Raw genomic sequence first — 18,665 nt, 5'->3', positions numbered from 1 at the left:
CTAACCTTCAATATTTGGTGGCCATTCATTATCATCAATTTTTGATGTCCAAATTAGAAAATCTGAAAGATTATCTACTTCTTCTGCTGACAGGTTAAACTGTGGCATTTTTCTTCTATCTGGGGCATGTAATGGTTGTGCTGCCATCCATCCTTGCATATAACTTTTAAATGTTGCTTCATCAGAATTTCCTCTTCTGTTAAATACATTTGCTAATTCAGGTGCATAATAAGCTCCTTCCCCCATTAAGGTATGACAACCTACACAGTTATTAACTTCCCATAAGTTTTTACCCATGGCAACAGATTCTGTTATATTTTGAGCTTTTGATCTTTTTGGAACTTGTTTTACAGTGTCCATTGTTAATCCTGCAAAAACTAAAATAGCAAAAAGACCCCCACCAAAGTATATGTTTCGTGCCATACTTTTGGTAATTCTTTCTTCCATATATTTCTCCTTTTTTATTTCTACTCTGAAGTAGTATTTTGGAATCATAACTTATGTTTTATTAATTCTACCTTTAGATAGAATATATTAAATCAAAAAAGCCAATCCTATTAAAATAATTACTATAAACAACCATAATGAGACAATTAATCTATACTTTAAACTTACATCTTTCAATCCCATGAAAAAGTCAATTACTAACTGTCCTTTTATAAATGTAGTTAAAAGAATTAACGCAATAAAAAAATAAGGTGAAAGCTCAATTTTTCCTAATATAAAAGTAAGTGTTGTTAAAAAAATAAGAAATATCCATATTGTTTTTAATTTCATAATTTACCTCATAATATAAATTAGTGGAAATAAAATTATCCAAACCAAATCAACCATATGCCAGTATGAAGCACCTGTCTCTAACCCCTTAAGATTTGTTTTAGTATAAATGCCTAATTTAGTATTTTTATACATGACTAATAGAATAAAAACTCCTAAAACAACATGTAAAAAATGAAAAGAGGTCATAATAAAATAGAACATAAAAAATTTGTTAGTGCCTAGATTTATACCTTCGCTAAACTTTTGATAAAACTCGATACACTTTAATATCAAAAATAATCCACCTAAAGAAATTGAAACTAAAAGATAATCTGAAGCTTTAGAAATTTTTTCTAAAGTTTCATTTAGTTTAATCATTTCAATTGTTTTAACAACGAAAAAACTACTAGTTATAAGTGCCAATGTATTTATTAAACCAAACTCTTTATTTAATAGTTGTTGTGAATTATTAAAAAGTTCTATATCTAATCGTCTAGTAAATGCATAGCCAATAAAGAAGGCTCCAAAAGTAATTAATTCTATATATATTATTAACCAAATTCCAAAATCTCCTGGAGGATAGTTGCTCTTTGAACTGTCCAAATATTCCCCTTTTTATAAAATTATACTTATAAGTAGAATTATATTTAAAAATTCGTTTATTTTATTGACTTATGTCAATGAGAAACATTATCAGTATTGCTATAGTTACAAAAAACAAAAGGAATTATCATGGAAAAAATAGAAGTTTTAGGCGCTACAGTTGATTTTTTCAAAGAGATTAAAGATGGTTTAACTACTTATCAATTTGACACAAGTATGTGTGGCCCACCAGATCCAATGGTAAATGCTATGGCTGGTTTACAATTATTGGATGAAAATTCTCAATTAGTTATGATAAATCATAAATCACCAGGGGGATTATTCCCAAAAGTTGAAGAAGATTTTGATTTTTTAGAAGAAGATACAGGTGATGGGAAAATAAAGATTATCTTTACAAAAAAAGTAAATGCTTTAAATTCAACAGATTTTACACAAAATAGTTGTCACGGATAAAAAATGAATATCTCTCAGCAGTTTGCTCCACCATTTAAACTTATATCTCCATATTTCATTATTGGGATATTTGTTTTATCATTTAGTACATTTTTATTATTTGGAATGGATATATCAACTGCACACAGTTTAAATAGTAGTACTCTAGCTTGGGTACATATTTTTTTACTTGGTTTTGTGATGATGATAATCTTTGGGGCTATGGCACAATTAGTGCCAGTTGTACTTGAAGTAGGACATTTTGCTGTTGATTTGTATTATATAATATATCCTTTATTATTTATTGGGACAGTTTTAATGGGAATAGGTTTTTACTATTTCCCTACACTTTTACCTTTTGGTGGAATAATAGCATTTGTAGCTTTTTCAATATTTTTATTTGAGACTTTTTTGACAATTTTGAAGGTGAAAAAATTAAACTTTATAATTACTACAGTTTTAATTGCAAATATATTTTTACTTTTTGGTTTGATTATTGGAATTGTTCTAGCTTTAGGTTATAGTGGAATTTTAGATGTAGAAATCTATAAGCTTCTCAAAGCACATGTTTTTTTGGTGCTAGTTGGTTATGTAGGTATAACTATTATGGGAATGTCGTTAGTTTTATTACCTATGTTTTGGCTAAGTCATAGTTTTTCTTGGATTTATGTAAAAAGTGCATTAACAATTTTATGTTTTGGAGTTCTACTTATTGTTTTGTCTTCATTTATAAATATAAAATTTATAGAGTATTCAGGATATATTTTAAGTTTTACTGCCTTGATTTTATATTTTTTCCAAATATTCATAATTTATAAAACTAGAGTCAGATTAGAAGTTGATATTTATTTTAAAAGTATGGTTTTTTCATATTTTTGTCTATTGATTTCAATTATTATGGGAATAATTTATATTTTTAATCCTTATCACAATTTATTATTAACTTTATCATGGCTTGCTATTTTTGGTTTTATCACTTTTGTAATAACGGGACATATGTATAAAATAGTACCTTTTTTAGTGTGGTTTGAAAGATTTTCACCTTTTGTTGGAAAGAAAAAAGTACCTATGCTTTCAGATATGGTTCCAGTAAAAAGCGCAAATATGCAATTTTTCTTTTCAACATTGGGCGTTATGATTTCGGCAATTGGTATATTATTTGGTGTGGATTCAATCTTTAAAAGTGGTATTAGTTTATTAAGTATTGGTGCAATTTTTTTGTTAAAAGATATTTTATATATGATAAGGTTTAAATAAATGTATAGTAAAGAAGAGATTTTTAAAGCAGTATCAACTGTAAATGATCCAGAAGTTGGTTTTAATCTTGTAGAAATGGGACTTATTTATGATGTTTTTTGTGATAAAAACATGAAAGTAACTGTTACAATGACACTTAGTACAAAAGCTTGTCCTCTTCACCAAATGATTATACAATGGGTTGAAGAGGCGGTTTTAAGAGAATTACCAAAGGTTCAAATCGCAAGTGTAGATTTAGTTTGGGAACCAGCTTGGAATATCAGTATGGCATCAGATGAAGTTAAAGCAAAACTTGCAGGTTCCCTTTGAAAACATTTTTTAAACAATTTAAAAAAATAAATACAGAGCCTCTTGAAAGATCAAATATAATTTGGTCTTGGATAGGTTCTTTTGTAGGAATATTAAGTATAGCTTTATTTCATAGAGGAGTTTTAGGAGATGAAGATTTAGGTTTAGTTATTGGTTCTTTTGGGGCAAGTGCTGTTTTAGTATATGGAGCAATACACTCACCCCTTGCACAACCTAGAAATCTTATAGGAGGACATATTTTATCTGCTATAGTAGGAGTTATCTCTTATAAACTTTTTTTTGATAATCTCTTATTGTGCTCTGCATTTGCAGTAGCAACTTCCATTTTAGTTATGCAACTTACTTTAACTTTACATCCTCCAGGAGGAGCAACGGCATTAATAGCAGTTTTAGGAAGTGAAAATATACATGAACTGGGTTTTCTTTATGTTCTATATCCTGTTGCAACAGGTGCTTTTATCCTATTTATTATTGCACTTTTAGTTAATAATATTTCTAAACATAGACACTATCCAGATGGAGTAAAATTTAATAAATTTATAATAAATCCAAAAAAAGGTTCTAAAAAAAATGAAGACATGTTTTAAAGTATTAATGCAAATTATTGATGAATATAGAAAGGAAATTTTTTGACATATTTAATTATAAAAATTCTTCATATTTTCTCAGTATTAATTTATGGGGGTTTCTTATTTACAGACAACCTTATTTTAATGCGTATGCAAAAAAAATTATCAAAAGAAAAGTATGATGAAGTCAGATCTTATTTTAAAGACTTTACAAGAGTTTTAGTCCCTAAAGCTCTAGTTGTTGCGGTGATTAGTGGTATTCTTTTATTCCAGAATAGTTTTGGAAGTGTAGGTGAAAATGGATTTTCAAATTTTCAAATACTATTGTCAATCAAAGGTATTTTGGGCCTTTGGTTAGGTGCTAGAGGTATTCTCCAGGTTTTTTTTGGAATACAGCCTTTTGTTTTTAAAAGTCATATACTACCATTTATATTAGTGATAATTATTGTATTTTTATCACAATTTATGTTTTACATCTAAGGAAAAAGATGCAGTTTTCAACAAATCAAAATGGTTTTACACCAAAAATAGAAGAGAAATGGTGGGATAGATTTACTTCACAATCTCATCAATTATATTTTACAAGTTCAATATTTTTTGCAATAGTAGTAATGATATTAACTTTTGTATCCTTTCTTGGAAAATTACATCTTGATTTTTCTTTGATTCATGGGTTTGGATTAAATTATGCAGTTTTTACTAATGCATTTTTAGGTTTTTTAATTACTGTGATACCTAAATTTAATGGGGCAAAAGTTATACCAAAAGAAAAATATCTAAAACCTTGGTTTATTTTTCAAGGGGGTATAGTTTTATCTTTTCTGGATGCTATTTTTTTAGGAAAACTTTTAGTTTCTTTTGTGATGTTATATTTTGTTAAAATTTTTTATGAAACTATAAAAGAGGGGAAAGCTTCTTACAAAAAAGATAGTATATTCTTAAATTTAGTATTTTTTATGGGAGCTTTATTTTTGCTTTTTGAAGTGCTTTTTCAAACAAATGTATCTTTATTAATATTTTTTGGATATTTAATAAGTTTAGTATTTTTAGTTGCCCAAAGAATGATTCCTGCCTTTTATGGTTCCTATATGAAAGTTATGGCGTGGGAAAAGCCTAAATATATAAGAGAAATTTCTGTTATGCTATTTTTAGGTTTAGGTATTGCTTTAGAGTTTGAATTATTTTTGCTATTAAAATTAATATCTTTTGTTGCTATGTTATTTTTTGGATATATAGTGATGAATCTAAATATTTATAAAAAAACCCCTGCTATCATCTTTATTTTAGTGATATCATTTATTTGGCTTGAAGTAGGTTTTATAGCTTTATTTCTTGAGTCTATTTATGAAGTATATTCATTAAAGTTAGCACTTCATATTTTTGCTTTAGGATTTGTGGCTACTTTATTAATAGGTTTTGGAAGTAGGGTTGTTATGGGTCATGCAGTTCCTGCTCAACAAATTGTTGCAGATAAAATCACAAAATTTATATTTGTATTAACTCAAGTTTTAGTTGTATCAAGAATTTGTGCTTCAATTTTGTTTTTAAATGATTCAACTGTTTATATGGGAATTTTACATTTAAGTTCTTGGCTATGGATAGTTATGTTTCTTATATGGACTATTCGTTATGCTAAGACTTTAACAAGAATAAAGTCTTGATAGGATGAAAAATGACAATAGAAAAGTTTCAAACTGAAGTAGAGACTTTAAAAAAGTTCTTTACTAAATTTTGTAAAGAAAAACATGAAAATCAGTATTCTAAAACTTATGATTTAGAATACAAAGAAAGTAATATAAATGTTGAATTGAATTTATGTGAAGAATGCTATAGTTTAATCTCTTATTCTTTTGATAGATTAAAAGGATGTCCCCATGAGATTAAACCTAGATGTCGTCAATGTCCTAATCCATGTTATGAAAAACAAGAATGGAAATCTTTAGCAAAAATTATGAGATATAGTGGAATTAGACTTGGATTAAGTAAAATTAAAGATAAATTAAAAAGAAAAAAATACTTTTTGACCTAAGTCTATTTTTCTTTTACAATTATGATATATACTTTTCATTACAATTTAAACAAAGGGGGAAAAATGAAAAAAGTTTTACTTTTAACTTCAGTGTTAGCATGTATTGCTTTTGCAAATCCATATGCAAAGTGTGTAGCATGTCATGGAGCAAATGGTGAAAAGGTTGCTTTAGGAAAATCAAAAATTATTAAAGATATGACTAAGCAAGAGATTGTAGATTCACTAAAAGGTTATAAAGATGGTTCTTACGGTGGAGCTATGAAAGCTTTAATGAAAGGTCAAGTTGCATCTTTATCAGATGCTGATATTCAATCAATTGCTGAAAAAATTGGTAAATAAATTAAGTAACAAGAGTTAAATAGGTGGTCTTTTAGATCTAACAAATTTAAAATTTAAAACTAAAATAATTAAAATTAAATCACTAAGCCTCTTTTATAGAGGCTTTTTTACTTTTTAACTATCCAAACAAAAAGTAATGGAATAAAAAGCAGTGTTAAAAATGTACCTACAATTAGTCCTCCTATAACAACAGCGCCTAGTGGAGCTAATCTTTCCATCCCTATTGCCCAACCAAAGGCAACTGGTATCATTCCAACACTTACACTAATTGCAGTCATTAAAACAGGTCTTGTTCTTACTTTTATACTTTCTATCATTGCTTCTTTCGAGCAAGTTCCAATTTTAAGTTTTTGGGATGCAAAGTGAATTAGTAAAATTGCATTATTTACAATAACTCCTGCTAGAAGTATAAAGCCAACCATAGCACTCATTGAACTATGATAATCTAAAAGTAATAAAATCCATGAAGCTCCAGCAATAGTTAATGGAATTGAAAAAATTATTACTAGTGGAATTTTTAGTGATTCAAACATTGGAACCATTACTAAGAAAATTAAAACTAAGCCGATTGCAACACTTTTTATAATACGTTTAGAAGAATCTTCAAACTGTTCAATATCTCCTGTGTGCTTCATTTTTATATCATTTGGCAAAATGATATTTTGTGAAGCTTTTTCAAAATTATCCATAAGTTTTGAGATACTTTGATTTTGTCTAAACCCAAATATATCAATAGTATAATAAAGGTTTTCCCTTGTAATAATATTTGGTTGTTTTACTGTTTCAATCTTAGCAATAGCACTTAAAGGAATACTCATTTTTGGCGTATGTATTAACATGTTTTCTATTTTTTTAGGAGTATTTATTTGTGAATTTTCTACTAAAATACGTATAGGAAGAGGAGTTTCATTCTTTCTTTTATATGAAGAGATAATTCCACCTCTTAAAATTGATTGTAAAGAGTTTACTAAATACTCATTTGAAATACCATATTCTAAAGCTTTTTGCGTATCTATATTTAGTTTGTAAATTTTAGAATCCATATGCCAACTTTTTGAGGCAGTTACTATTCCCCTTGTGTTTTTCATAGCCTCTTCATACTTTAAGGCTTTTTCATAAAGTTTTTTAAAATCTTCACCATATAGTGTTACATCAATATTCGCTTTTATACTAGCCATTGCAGTTGCTCCTGCATCACTTATCTCTAAAGTTTTAATCCCCTTTATTTTTGAAATCTCTTTTTTTAATTTTTCTTCAATTTCCCAAATTGTTTCGTCTCTTTCAAATCTATTTATATAATTTACAGTAATTAAAATATCATTTATTCCTCCACCACTTCCTAGTGTTAAAACACCTGCTTCTGAACCAATTGAAGCTGAGATAGTGTCAACTTGAGCAGTTTCATAAGATATCTTTTCAATTTTTTGCAGAATATTTTTTGTCTCTTTTATAGAGATATTTGGAGTTGTAGCAACTTTTATTTTAACAGCTCCTGTATCCATAGCAGGCATAAGCTCTTGACCAACTAAAGGCATAACAACTTTCGCACTAACTACAAATAAAGCTAATAAAGTGAAAATATAAGAAAAAAGTACAAGCTTACTTTTTAAAGCATTTTTAAATGCTTCAATAAAAAAAGCTACAAAAATCCTATTTATAAAATCACTTATTTTTTTAAACTGTTTTTCTATATAAATTATCCATTTAAAGTCTAATGCTAAAACTTTTTTTGAGATAAGTGGAACAAAAGTAATTGATACAAAATATGAAGCAGTTAATGCTAAAAGAAGTGTAGTAATTAATGGACCAAAAATAGTTTGAGGATAATCCCCTACAAATAAAATAGGGAAAAGTGCAATCATAGTTGTTAGTGTTCCTGAAAAGTCTGCAAACATAATCTCACTTGTACCATTTTGCACAGCTTCTTCCATATCCTCATGGAACTGTTCATAATGTCTTTGAATATTTTCAACAACTACAACAGTATCATCAAGTAATAAACCAAGAGCTAAAATAACACCTGTAAGGGTGATAATATTAAACTCTAATCCAAAAAGCCACATTAAAGCAATTGTAGAAAAATATACAATGGGAATTGTAAAAAGTACAATAAAAATTTGTCGAATAGAAGCTAAAAACAAAAATACAACAAGGGTTGACATTATGATTGCATCCCTTAAAGATTCAATCATATTTTCATTACTTTGAATAATTGTAGTTTTTTGAGTATCTGTTATTTCAAAATTTAAATATGGATATTGTTCTTTTAAAACTTTTAATTTATTTTCAACAGTCTCAATAGTTTTTACAACATCAGTATTTAGATTTCTTTGAATTGCTAAAGCAATAGAATCTTTTCCATTTCCTCTATATATTGCACTATTGCTAAAATGGTTGAAATCAATTTTTGCAATATCTTTAAGTCTTATATTTGGAGCAATTAATAGATTTTCTAGTTCATTTATATATAGTTTTTTATTTGTACTTTTTAATAAAATTTTTGAGGAATTGCTTTCAATATTTCCAATTGAAAAATCTTTATTGTTTGAATCAATTATATTAATAACTTCATTTAAATTAAGATTTAAAGAGTTTAATTTGTTTATATCAAAAACAATTTGAATCTCTTTTTTATATCCACCAAAGATATCAACATTTGCAATTCCATCAAGTTTTAGAAACTCCTCTTGTATATTTGTCTCTATTAGTTCACGTAAATCAATAAGAGTAAGATTTTCTGAGCTTACTCCAAGAGTTATAATTGGAGCAGTTGCTGCAGTGATTTTATTGATTTGAGGTTCTTGAATATCTTTTGGAAGTTGTGAACGAATCTTATCTAAAGCATTTGCTACATCATTTGCAGCATCATTAATATCTTTTTCATAGTTAAATTCAACTCTTATAACACTTACTTCATCTATTGTTGAAGAGTAAACCCTTCTTACATAATCAATTGTATATAACTCTTTTTCAACAACTGTTGCAACATCTGTTGCCATATCTTGTGCACTTGCACTTGGTTTTACAATAACCACTGCGATTTCTGGTCTATTTGAGTTTGGAAACAGTTTTTTATCAAGCTTGAAATAAGCATTTATTCCCAAAAAAACAAAAAGTGCTAAGAAAGAGAAAATAAAAAATGGTCTATGCAAAATTGTTTTTACTAATTTATCAATCATTTTATTCTCACCTTAATAGAGATTAATGAATTTATAGGATTAGATAAGTTTTTATCTAATTTAATGTTTGCTTCTTTCATATAGTTTTTTGCACTTATATTGATAGATTCAATTACACCTATTTTTTTATTATCTATATAAACTTCTTGATTTTGTTTTATATTTTCACTTGCAAATAAAAAACTAAGTTTCTGCTCTTTTGAAACTAATGATAAAATAGGTTTATTTACAGAACTTAAATCTCCAATATCAACAAGAATCTCTTCAATAAAACCATCAATAGGAGATTTTAAAGAGTAGTATTCTTTAAGTTTTTTCTTAGAGTCTAAAAATGCTTGTTGTGAATTTTGTTCATTTTTCTTTGATTCTATTGTTTTTAGTGTTGAGTTATATTTTGCCTTTTTTTGCTCATAAATCACTTCAGAAAAATCTAACTTATCTTTTGAAATACCACCAATTTTATATAATTTTTTATTTGTCTCAAACTCTTTAAGTGATAATTGCATATCAAGTTTTAAAGAGTTTAAAGAACTTATAAAAGAATCAACTGATGATTTTAATGCATTAATTGAATAACTAAGTTGTAAAAGAGTTTGTTTATACTCTAAATCATCTATAGAAACTAGTTTTTGTCCTTTTTTTATCTCTTGGTTCTCTTCTACAAATATCTTTGTAATATGTCCTGAAATTTTTGTAGAGATTTTTGGGTTTTGCACTGCTTCAAGCTTTGCACTAAAAGTTTCAAAGTTATCCAAACTTTCTTTTTGTTTTGTTTCTAATGGTTTATATACATGAACAAAGGCTTTTCTCTCATTTGAAATCTCCTCTTTTTTCCCTTTTATTAGTTTAAAACCACCAGCTATAAGTAAAGCTATAATTATAAATAAAGCTATTTTTTTCATAAATATTATTCCTTAGTTAGATATTGGTAATAAAATCTTGATTTATAAAGATTGTTATTAGCTTGAATTTGATTTGCATGTATTTGTTGCTCATTTGAAAAGGCTAAAAGATAATCATTTATACTTATTTGATCCTCTTCATATCGTATTTTTTCTATTTGAGTTGTTTTTTGTGCTAGTTTAAATTGTGATACTGCACTATTTAATAAACTCTCATTTTGTTTTATTAATTCTTGTGATTCTAAAATCTTATTTTCATAATCATTTTTTAGTTTTTTATATTCTAATGATGCTTTTATCTTTTCGATTTTTGCTTTTTGCAGATTTTTTTCTCTTACATTAAAATCAAAAATATTCCAGTTTAGTTGTAAAGCAATATTTGAAACAGTCTTTTTTTCCCCTTCACCATAAGTGTTAGAATATGCTGCTTCTAAGTTTATTGTTGGATAATATGAAGATAAAGCTTTGTTATAACTCTTATTTGATTTTTTTTCTAAAGATTTGGCAACTTTTATTTGAGATAAATTTTCTAAATCATACTCTTTATCCTCATCTTTTAAAGATATATTTTCTAGCTTCTCTAGATTTTTATTTTCCCCATAAATCAATAGAGACAAACTATTTTTTAGTATATTTATTTTTGATTTTAGTTCAATTATTTTTGCTTCATTTTTTTTAATATCTGATTGGATTTTAAAAATATCAACTTGAGCTTTTTTACCATATTCAAACTCTTTTTCAATAATTTTTTCTAGAGATATTAAAGTTTTTTGGTACTTTTCATAGGATTTTTTAATATTTTGCAAAGATAAAATATCACTAAATAGACTTTGAGTGTTATATCGCATTTGATTTAAAGTCATTTTCTCTTTTTCTTGTGAAACAAAACTATTTAATTTGGCTATATCAATCTCATTTGTTAAAGCAAAACCATTAAATAGCGTGACTTTATAAGAAACTCCTATTGTAGATAATTTATCACTTGTAACCACATCACTTGAAATAGGAGGTGCTAAGGGAGCTAGGGTTCTTTTTTCATTATATTTTGTGATTGAACTATTTAAATTAAATTTTCCAAATTGTGAAGCTTTTTTTTCCTCTTTTGATAAAGATGAAATTTCATTTTCATTTTTAGAGATTTTTATATCAAGATTGTTTTGTTCTAAATCTTCTAATGCTTTATCCAAAGTAAGTGCATAAGTTGATGCTAAAAAAGTCAAAGTTAAAATAATTATTTTCATTGAATCTTCCTATATATTTTTTGGAATCTTAAATAAGAAGTGTTAATAAAGTATAAATATAAACACTTCATTAACAAAACTACTCTAAAATTAAATTATGAAAAAGATATTATTGGTTGAAGATGATACTATTTTAGGTGAAACTATTGTAGATATTTTAGAAGATAAAAACTATGATGTAGTATGGGTAAAAGATGGTGAAAAAGCACTTGATAAAAGTTTTTGCTCTAAATATGATTTATATCTATTAGATGTAAATGTACCTTTTATAAATGGTTTTGAACTTTTAAAAGATTTAAGACAAAGTGCAGATATGACACCTGCAATATTTATAACTGCATTAATTGATATAAATAGTTTAGAAAAAGGTTTTGATGTTGGAGCTGATGATTATATTAAAAAACCTTTTAATGAAAAAGAATTAATAATAAGAATAAATACTCAAATAAAAAAGAGTTTTAATTCTTATGAAGATATCTTAAAATACAAAGATTTAGAGTATGATATAAGTTCAAAAATATTAAGAAAAAATGGAAAAACAGTACATTTAAGTCCAAGTGAAAGTGAACTTCTAGAACTTTTTTTAAAAAATCAAGGCAAAATCATCTCAAAAGATGAAATTCTTTTTACTTTAAAAGATGGAGAAATAGGTAGCGATGCCTCACTTAGAGTTCAAATCTCAAAATTAAAAAAAATAGGTCTTGAATTATCAAATATAAGAGCAATAGGATATAGATGTGAAAAATTATGAAAAAAAAGCTTTAATAAAATTTACCTCTATTTATTTTTTTTTAGTTGCTATTTTAGTTTTAATACTTGGATTTTTATATTATTGGCAACAGCAACATCTAATAATGAAAAAAAGTGTGATGCAGATGCTTCAATATTCTCAAGTTTTAGTTAAAACAGATTTTAAATATTCCCAAGAGGGTTTTTCTTATGAATTAAAGAAGAACCAAAAAATAGTTTTTGATATACCAACTAAAGAAGGGAAGTACTATACAAAAGTATTCCCTATATCAAAGAAAGAGGGTTTTATAAAAGTAAGCACTTTAGCAAAACCAATTGATGAGGAAATTTCTAAAGTTAAAAAATTTACAATATCCTTGCAAATTATACTTTTAATAGTTTTTCTTACAGTAAGTTATTTTCTTGCAAAGCTCTCTATAAAACCCATGAAAGAAACAATTTCACATCTTGATAGGTTTATTCTAGATATTATACATGATTTAAATACTCCATCAACTGCTATTATTCTAAATAGTGATTTACTTTTAGAAAAAGAAGATGATGAAAAAAAAATCAAAAAGCTAAATAGAATAAAAATGTCTGCTGATACAATATCTTCTTTATATAAAAACTTAGAAATAATTTTAAATCAAAAGTTGTTAAAAGAAAAGATTGATATTGAAAAAATAGTTAAAAATAAAGTTGAAGATTTTAAACTTCTTTTTCCAAAAATAAAATTTGTAATTGATATAAAATCAAATAGTTACATAAAAACAAATGAAAATGCATTAATTAGAATTTTAGATAATCTTTTAACTAATAGTTGCAAATATTCTAATGAACAAAATCCTGAAATATATATAGTCTTTGAAAAACAAATATTAAGTGTTAAAGACAATGGTAAAGGTGTAAAATATCCTAAAAAAATCTTTGAAAGATATTATAAAGAGGATAATTTAGGCTATGGAATAGGAATGCATATTGTTCATAGACTTTGTGATAATTTAGATATAAAATTATTTATTCAGTCAATTGAAGACTATAAAGGCACTGAAGTAATATTAAATTTTGACACAATTAATTAGTGAGGAAGACTAATAGTGAATTTTGCTCCATTTTCTATATTTTTTGCGTTTATTGTCCCATTAAATTGATTTTTAATTATCATTTCTGACATATATAAACCAATTCCCGTTGATGTTTCTTCTTTTTTAGAATTAAAAGGTTTAAAAATATCATCAATAGGGTCAACTTTAATTCCTCCTGCATTGTCACTGATAGTTAAAATAATATTATCTTTTGTATCTTTTAGTGTAATTTTAATAAAAGGGTTATTTATTTTTTTTGCTCTTATAATATCTATGGTATTTTGCATTATTGATAAAACTATATGTGCTAAACTATTTGAATTACCATAGATTTCTATTTTTGAGTCAATCTCTTTTTTTAATTTAACTTGATTAAGTTCTAAAATTGAGTCAACTATTTTAAGTGCTTGATTGATCGAAACAATTGGATTAAAAACTGTATTATCAGTTTGTTTATAAAAGTCTTGAAAGTTAGTAATTGTTTCAGACATAAATTGAATTATCTCTTCATTTTCAATACTCTCTTTTTTTATCTCCTCATCTTTTGTTTTTTTCTTTATATACATGTTATTAAAACTTAGTTGTGTAAGTGGTTGTCTCCATTGATGAGCAATTATAGCTATCATCTCTCCTAAAACTGCAAATTTAGATTGTTGTTCAAGAAGTTTACTATTTAGTTTTTCATTGGATATATCTTGGATATTTGCAACAATTGCAATATCTTTATTTTCTCCACTTGATCCAAATGATATACGAATTGGAAAATTAATTCCTTCTTTATTAACTGCAACAATCTCTTGAACCTCTCCAATATTAGGATTTTTAGAAATATCAAAATTAGGAATTAATCTTCCAAAAAGAGGCTTATTTAACATCTCTTCTTTAGTATAATGAAAAATATTTTGGGCTTCTTTGTTAAATGTTCTTATTCTTAAATTACTATCTAAAGTGATAATAGCATTTGTACTTGATTCAATTACTGCATTTGAGAACTCTTTTTGAGCAATTAACTCATTTGTTCTTTTATTAATTCTTTTATTTGCTGGCATAAAGATAAAAATAGCTTCAAAAAGCAATGTTGTTAGTGTCATTATTAGAATGTAAGATTCAACTTGCTGTACTTTTTTTGTATTTTCTTGAGCTTCATTTAAATAAATTAAAACAGCTTTTTCTAAATCTAAAATAAGATTTTCTGAGTTTTTTAATACATAGTTTTGACTTCTTCCATCTCTATTTATATAAAACCTTTTAGCATGAAATAAATATTTTTTAACTTTTTTATCTAGATTAGTTTCTGAACCATAATAAATTTTAGATAACTCTTTTGACATATTAAATGAAGTTAACTTTTTGTGTGTTTCTTCCATTTCTGTAATTTTATTTTTTAATCTATCAATCTTATAGTAAATTGCAAAAAAAGCAATCTCTCTTGTAATAATTTTTTGATTACCACTCATGTTTACAACTTTTGCATCATTTGATTGTATAGTTAAAAGTTTACTAAGGTTAAAAAATGCAAGTATTGATAAAATAGCAATAATACTAAGTGCTAGTATATATCTTTTTGTAAAACTAAAATTTTCAAACATTGATTTACCTCAATTCTTTTTTGAAGTAATAATGCTATCATAATTTTCTAAATAAAATTTCTTGGGAATTGGAAAATGATAGAAAAATATGAAATAAAATTAAAAAAATCATCTATTCTTTTGGCTGAAGATGAAGATAAGTTAAGAGAAAGTTTTAAAAGAATTTTATTGCTTTATGTGGATAAGGTTTATAGTGCTTCAAATGGAGAAGAAGCTTTAGAATTATATAATAAATATAATCCTAATATTTTAATTACAGACCTAAAAATGCCTAAATTAAATGGTTTAGATCTAATTAAAACTATAAGAAAAGAAAACGAAGTAATGCCAATTATTGTAACGAGTGCTTATACTGATCAAAACTTTTTATTAGAATCAATTAAATTATCTTTAATTGAATATGTAGTTAAACCAATAGCAGAAGCTAATCTTTCAAAATTATTAGAAAATTGTGCAAAACAATTGTTAAAGAATTCGAAGACTGTTATTACTTTTACTGATGAATCTTCATATGATTATGATAATAAAAGCTTTAAATTTAAAAATGAAACGGTTCTTCTTACTAATAAAGAAGTAGAATTTATTGAAATATTACTAGCTCATAGAGGTTCATTAGTAACTAAACATGAGATAGAAGATAAATTATATATTTATGAAGAAGCCCCTTTAAGTGCTCTAAAAAATCTTGTTTTTAAACTTAGAAAAAAACTAAAAGTTGACATAATTCAAACTGTATCAAAACTTGGATATATGATTAAATAAAAAATTTTATAAAAAAAAACTATAGCGACTCAAAAGAAACTCAACATAATATACAATTCATTTAAGATTGATAGTTAATAATATAGATTAAGTAAATATTAAATTTAGAATAATTTATTTATTGATTTTAATCAATTAAAAAGTTTATCAAATTGGTAAACTTTTAAGTGTCATCTGACAAATAGTATAGAAGGAGAAGTTAAGATGAAGAAATCACAAAGTAAATTTTCTTCAATGCTTTTAGGTACTGCACTTGTAGCTTCAGTTGCTTCTGGAGCTACAAATGAATTATCTAAAGTAATGAAAGAAAGAGGTTTATCTGAAATTGATGTTATCAGAGCAGCTAAAACTTATAACCCTACAGGGGTAAAAGATGAATATGTTGTATTTTCATCTGGTGGACAATCTGGACAAGTAATTGTTTATGGTGTACCATCAATGAGAATTCTAAAATACATTGGTGTATTTACACCAGAACCATGGCAAGGTTATGGTTTTGATAAAGACTCTTTAGAAGTTCTTAGACAAGGTAATATTAGAGGAAGAGAGATTAACTGGGGTGATACTCACCACCCAGCACTTTCTGAAATTGATGGAAAATATGATGGTAAATGGCTAGCAATTAATGATAAAGCTAACCCAAGAATCGCTATTATTGATTTAGCAGATTTTGAAACAAAACAAATTGTTCCAAACCCTGTATTTAAATCAGACCACGGTGGAGCATTCTTTACACCAAACTCAGAGTATATCATTGAAGCATCACAATATGCAGCTCCATTTGATAACAATTATCACCCAATTGAAGAGTACAAAGAGACTTATAGAGGTGGAGTTACTATGTGGAAATTCGACAATAAAATTGGTCGAATTATGCCAGATGATTCATTTACAATAGAGTTTCCTCCATATCATCAAGATTTATCTGATGCAGGTAAAGGTATAAGTTACGGTTGGGGATTTACAAACTCATTTAATACAGAGATGTATACAGGTGGAATTGAAGTTGGTATGCCACCAAATGAAGCTGGTATGTCAAGAAATGACACTGACTTCTTACATGTATATAACTGGGAAAAATTAGCTAAATTAGCTGAAAATCCTAAAAATGTAAAAATTATAAATAATCATAAAGTTGTTCCTATGGATATTGCAGTTAAAAATAATGCTTTATTTTTAATTCCAGAACCAAAATCACCTCATGGTGTTGATGTTGATCCAACGGGTCAATATTTAATTGTTTGTGGTAAATTAGATACTCATGCTTCAGTTTATGATTTCAAAAAAATCAAAAAATTAATTGATAATAAAGAGTATGCTGGTAAAGACCCATATGGTATTCCAATTTTAGATATGAAAAAATCTTTACATGGACAACTTGAATTAGGTCTTGGGCCTTTACATAACCAATATTCTCCAGTTGATGGTGAAGTTTATACTTCATTATATGTTGACTCTCAAGTTGTAAAATGGAACTTTAAAGATCTTAAAGTTATTGATAAAGAAAATGTTCATTACAACATTGGTCACTTAGCAGGAATGGAAGGTAAATCTGCGGATCCTCAAGGGGATTATATTATTGCATTAAATAAATTAGCAATTGATAGATTCCAAAATGTTGGTCCTTTACATCCACAAAACCACCAGTTAATTGATATTAAGGGTAAAACTATGGATTTACTTGTTGATATGCCTCTTCCTTTAGGTGAACCTCACCAAGCGGTTGCAATTAGAGCAAGTAAACTTCACCCTCATGTAAGATATAAAATGGGTACAAACTCAAAAACTGGTAAAATTCATAAAGGTAAAACACTTGCAGGAGAAGAGAGAATTGAAAGAGATGGTAAAAATGTAACTGTTTACGCTACTCTTGTTAGATCTCATATTAATCCTGAAAGAATTACAGTTAACAAAGGTGATAAAGTTACAATTCATATGACGAACCTTGAAAGAGCTCAAGATGAAACACATGGATTTACAATTGATAACTATGATATTCATGGTTCTCTTGAACCAGGTGAAACTACAACATTAGAGTTTACTGCTGATGTTGAGGGTGTTTTCCCTTATTATTGTACAGAGTTCTGTTCTGCACTTCACTTAGAGATGATGGGTTATATGATGGTTAAAGACCCAGATAAAAAATATGTAAGCGCTCAAAAACTTAAAATGAAAACAATGTCTCCTGAAGAGTTAAAAGCTGAATATGATAAAACAGTTGCTGTAAATAATGCAACTGATGCAGTTATTCAATCAGTTGTTAAGTTCTTAAAAGACAACAAATTTCAAGATCATAAAGTTGTAGCAAATCTTGTTACAGATGCACTTGACCAATATAATAAAATTCCTGAGCAAAAGAAAAAAGCTGATGAAGCGTTAAAAGCAGGAGATACTGAAAAAGCAATTTTATTTGAAAATATGATTTGGCAATTAATGGTTAAAACTGCGGATGTTGGTATTAGAGCAAAAGATACATTAGTAAGAAAAATATCAACAAAACAAAGTGCTGCTGCTGCAAGAGGTGAAGTGGCATTTGCCGAAGGTGGTTGTAATGGTTGTCACGTGATTGGAAAAGTATCATCTGGTCCAGATTTAACAGGTGTACTTCAAAGACATGAAAATGGTGAACAATGGGTAAGTAACTTTATTTTAGATCCAGAATCTATGTATGATGATCCATATGTAAAAGGTATGATAGATTATTTCAATTTAAAAATGCCTAATCAACATATGAGTGAAGAAGAAACTAAAGATATTATTGAATATCTAAAATGGATTGAAGAGAACGCTAATCTTTTCTAAAAAATTCAAAAAAGAGAGGGGAAAAAGTCTTAAGCTTTTTTCTTCTTTCTTGATTACCATCAATAAGTAAATTTAT

Annotated in this window: 19 protein-coding genes; 12 read left to right on the top strand and 7 right to left on the bottom strand. The window is 26.7% G+C overall.

The genetic code is table 11. From position 1 onward, the window contains the following. The 3 genes from FDK22_RS02335 to FDK22_RS02325 form a co-directional block, all read right to left on the bottom strand. Positions 1-447: a c-type cytochrome gene (locus FDK22_RS02335; RefSeq protein ID WP_138151278.1), complete on the bottom strand. Its 447-nt coding sequence runs from the start codon at positions 445-447 to the stop codon at positions 1-3. 87 nt (positions 448-534) lie between these two features. Further along, positions 535-777 carry a cytochrome C oxidase subunit IV family protein gene (locus FDK22_RS02330; RefSeq protein ID WP_138151277.1) on the bottom strand — a complete coding sequence of 81 codons (243 nt, stop codon included), beginning with the start codon at positions 775-777 and terminating at the stop codon, positions 535-537. Between the two features lie 3 nt (positions 778-780). After that, a complete protein-coding gene (locus FDK22_RS02325) occupies positions 781-1,362 on the bottom strand; it encodes a cytochrome c oxidase subunit 3 family protein (protein WP_138151276.1) in 582 nt (193 codons plus the stop codon). Between the two features lie 129 nt (positions 1,363-1,491). Here FDK22_RS02325 and FDK22_RS02320 point away from each other — a divergent pair, with 129 nt between their 5' ends. The 8 genes from FDK22_RS02320 to FDK22_RS02285 all read left to right on the top strand — a co-directional run bounded on the left by FDK22_RS02320 (position 1,492) and on the right by FDK22_RS02285 (position 6,297). Further along, positions 1,492-1,815 carry a hypothetical protein gene (locus FDK22_RS02320; RefSeq protein WP_138151275.1) on the top strand — a complete coding sequence of 108 codons (324 nt, stop codon included), beginning with the start codon at positions 1,492-1,494 and terminating at the stop codon, positions 1,813-1,815. A gap of 3 nt (positions 1,816-1,818) precedes the next feature. Then, positions 1,819-3,051, top strand: a complete 1,233-nt coding sequence (locus FDK22_RS02315) for a hypothetical protein (protein ID WP_138151274.1) — start codon at positions 1,819-1,821, stop codon at positions 3,049-3,051. After that, entirely contained in the window at positions 3,052-3,360 is a 309-nt protein-coding gene (locus FDK22_RS02310; RefSeq protein WP_138151273.1) for a metal-sulfur cluster assembly factor, read from the top strand. It abuts the gene before it with no gap. After that, the gene (locus FDK22_RS02305) at positions 3,357-3,947 is read left to right on the top strand and encodes an HPP family protein (protein WP_138151272.1); all 591 of its coding nucleotides are present in this window, start codon (positions 3,357-3,359) and stop codon (positions 3,945-3,947) included. Before FDK22_RS02310 ends, FDK22_RS02305 begins: the two co-directional genes overlap by 4 nt. Positions 3,948-3,989: 42 nt before the next feature. After that, positions 3,990-4,409, top strand: coding sequence for a hypothetical protein (locus FDK22_RS02300; protein WP_228711617.1), 420 nt, complete (start codon positions 3,990-3,992; stop codon positions 4,407-4,409). Positions 4,410-4,417: 8 nt separating this feature from the next. Further along, positions 4,418-5,590: an NnrS family protein gene (locus FDK22_RS02295; RefSeq protein ID WP_138151271.1), complete on the top strand. Its 1,173-nt coding sequence runs from the start codon at positions 4,418-4,420 to the stop codon at positions 5,588-5,590. Between the two features lie 11 nt (positions 5,591-5,601). Then, the gene (locus FDK22_RS02290) at positions 5,602-5,958 is read left to right on the top strand and encodes a nitrous oxide-stimulated promoter family protein (protein ID WP_138151270.1); all 357 of its coding nucleotides are present in this window, start codon (positions 5,602-5,604) and stop codon (positions 5,956-5,958) included. 63 nt (positions 5,959-6,021) lie between these two features. Beyond that, positions 6,022-6,297: a c-type cytochrome gene (locus FDK22_RS02285; RefSeq protein WP_138151269.1), complete on the top strand. Its 276-nt coding sequence runs from the start codon at positions 6,022-6,024 to the stop codon at positions 6,295-6,297. Positions 6,298-6,404: 107 nt separating this feature from the next. Here the strand turns inward: FDK22_RS02285 and FDK22_RS02280 are convergent, their stop codons facing one another. Genes FDK22_RS02280 through FDK22_RS02270 form a run of 3 tightly spaced genes read right to left on the bottom strand, consistent with a single transcriptional unit; the run spans position 6,405 to position 11,619 of the window. Continuing rightward, on the bottom strand, positions 6,405-9,476 hold the full coding sequence (locus FDK22_RS02280; protein WP_138151268.1) for an efflux RND transporter permease subunit: 3,072 nt from the start codon (positions 9,474-9,476) through the stop codon (positions 6,405-6,407). Then, positions 9,473-10,378 carry an HlyD family secretion protein gene (locus FDK22_RS02275; protein ID WP_138151267.1) on the bottom strand — a complete coding sequence of 302 codons (906 nt, stop codon included), beginning with the start codon at positions 10,376-10,378 and terminating at the stop codon, positions 9,473-9,475. The genes FDK22_RS02280 and FDK22_RS02275 overlap by 4 nt, the downstream gene beginning before the upstream one ends. A 5-nt stretch (positions 10,379-10,383) precedes the next feature. After that, positions 10,384-11,619, bottom strand: coding sequence for a TolC family protein (locus tag FDK22_RS02270; RefSeq protein ID WP_138151266.1), 1,236 nt, complete (start codon positions 11,617-11,619; stop codon positions 10,384-10,386). A gap of 97 nt (positions 11,620-11,716) precedes the next feature. Between FDK22_RS02270 and FDK22_RS02265 the strand changes: the two genes are divergently transcribed. Both FDK22_RS02265 and FDK22_RS02260 read left to right on the top strand, forming a co-directional pair. Continuing rightward, positions 11,717-12,370 carry a response regulator transcription factor gene (locus FDK22_RS02265; protein ID WP_228711616.1) on the top strand — a complete coding sequence of 218 codons (654 nt, stop codon included), beginning with the start codon at positions 11,717-11,719 and terminating at the stop codon, positions 12,368-12,370. Continuing rightward, positions 12,357-13,433, top strand: coding sequence for a sensor histidine kinase (locus FDK22_RS02260; protein ID WP_138151264.1), 1,077 nt, complete (start codon positions 12,357-12,359; stop codon positions 13,431-13,433). The genes FDK22_RS02265 and FDK22_RS02260 overlap by 14 nt, the downstream gene beginning before the upstream one ends. Here FDK22_RS02260 and FDK22_RS02255 read toward each other — a convergent pair. Then, positions 13,430-15,025 carry an ATP-binding protein gene (locus FDK22_RS02255; protein ID WP_138151263.1) on the bottom strand — a complete coding sequence of 532 codons (1,596 nt, stop codon included), beginning with the start codon at positions 15,023-15,025 and terminating at the stop codon, positions 13,430-13,432. The two genes, FDK22_RS02260 and FDK22_RS02255, sit on opposite strands and share 4 nt — an antisense overlap. Positions 15,026-15,100: 75 nt before the next feature. On the opposite strand from FDK22_RS02255, the gene FDK22_RS02250 reads away from it, so the two are divergent. Together FDK22_RS02250 and nosZ are read left to right on the top strand one after the other, a co-directional pair. Beyond that, positions 15,101-15,787 (top strand): response regulator transcription factor, encoded by a 687-nt coding sequence (locus FDK22_RS02250; RefSeq protein ID WP_138151262.1) that lies wholly within the window; start codon positions 15,101-15,103, stop codon positions 15,785-15,787. A 204-nt stretch (positions 15,788-15,991) separates the two neighbouring features. Further along, complete coding sequence (gene nosZ / locus FDK22_RS02245) at positions 15,992-18,589, top strand: Sec-dependent nitrous-oxide reductase (RefSeq protein ID WP_138151261.1); 2,598 nt, start codon at positions 15,992-15,994, stop codon at positions 18,587-18,589. Positions 18,590-18,665: the final 76 nt, after the last annotated feature.

Origin of the sequence: Arcobacter arenosus (assembly GCF_005771535.1) — a bacterium.
GTDB lineage: Bacteria > Campylobacterota > Campylobacteria > Campylobacterales > Arcobacteraceae > Halarcobacter > Halarcobacter arenosus.
This window is presented reverse-complemented; position numbering and strand designations above follow the sequence as displayed.

What these genes read in the sequence shown, in the direction of transcription:
- FDK22_RS02335 (WP_138151278.1), bottom strand. Translation starts at nt 447, where the DNA reads ATGGAAGAAAGAATTACCAAAAGTATGGCACGAAACATATACTTTGGT.
- FDK22_RS02330 (WP_138151277.1), bottom strand. Translation starts at nt 777, where the DNA reads ATGAAATTAAAAACAATATGGATATTTCTTATTTTTTTAACAACACTT.
- FDK22_RS02320 (WP_138151275.1), top strand. Translation starts at nt 1,492, where the DNA reads ATGGAAAAAATAGAAGTTTTAGGCGCTACAGTTGATTTTTTCAAAGAG.
- FDK22_RS02315 (WP_138151274.1), top strand. Translation starts at nt 1,819, where the DNA reads ATGAATATCTCTCAGCAGTTTGCTCCACCATTTAAACTTATATCTCCA.
- FDK22_RS02310 (WP_138151273.1), top strand. Translation starts at nt 3,052, where the DNA reads ATGTATAGTAAAGAAGAGATTTTTAAAGCAGTATCAACTGTAAATGAT.
- FDK22_RS02295 (WP_138151271.1), top strand. Translation starts at nt 4,418, where the DNA reads ATGCAGTTTTCAACAAATCAAAATGGTTTTACACCAAAAATAGAAGAG.
- FDK22_RS02290 (WP_138151270.1), top strand. Translation starts at nt 5,602, where the DNA reads ATGACAATAGAAAAGTTTCAAACTGAAGTAGAGACTTTAAAAAAGTTC.
- FDK22_RS02285 (WP_138151269.1), top strand. Translation starts at nt 6,022, where the DNA reads ATGAAAAAAGTTTTACTTTTAACTTCAGTGTTAGCATGTATTGCTTTT.
- FDK22_RS02280 (WP_138151268.1), bottom strand. Translation starts at nt 9,476, where the DNA reads ATGATTGATAAATTAGTAAAAACAATTTTGCATAGACCATTTTTTATT.
- FDK22_RS02275 (WP_138151267.1), bottom strand. Translation starts at nt 10,378, where the DNA reads ATGAAAAAAATAGCTTTATTTATAATTATAGCTTTACTTATAGCTGGT.
- FDK22_RS02270 (WP_138151266.1), bottom strand. Translation starts at nt 11,619, where the DNA reads ATGAAAATAATTATTTTAACTTTGACTTTTTTAGCATCAACTTATGCA.
- FDK22_RS02265 (WP_228711616.1), top strand. Translation starts at nt 11,717, where the DNA reads ATGAAAAAGATATTATTGGTTGAAGATGATACTATTTTAGGTGAAACT.
- FDK22_RS02255 (WP_138151263.1), bottom strand. Translation starts at nt 15,025, where the DNA reads ATGTTTGAAAATTTTAGTTTTACAAAAAGATATATACTAGCACTTAGT.
- FDK22_RS02250 (WP_138151262.1), top strand. Translation starts at nt 15,101, where the DNA reads ATGATAGAAAAATATGAAATAAAATTAAAAAAATCATCTATTCTTTTG.
- nosZ (WP_138151261.1), top strand. Translation starts at nt 15,992, where the DNA reads ATGAAGAAATCACAAAGTAAATTTTCTTCAATGCTTTTAGGTACTGCA.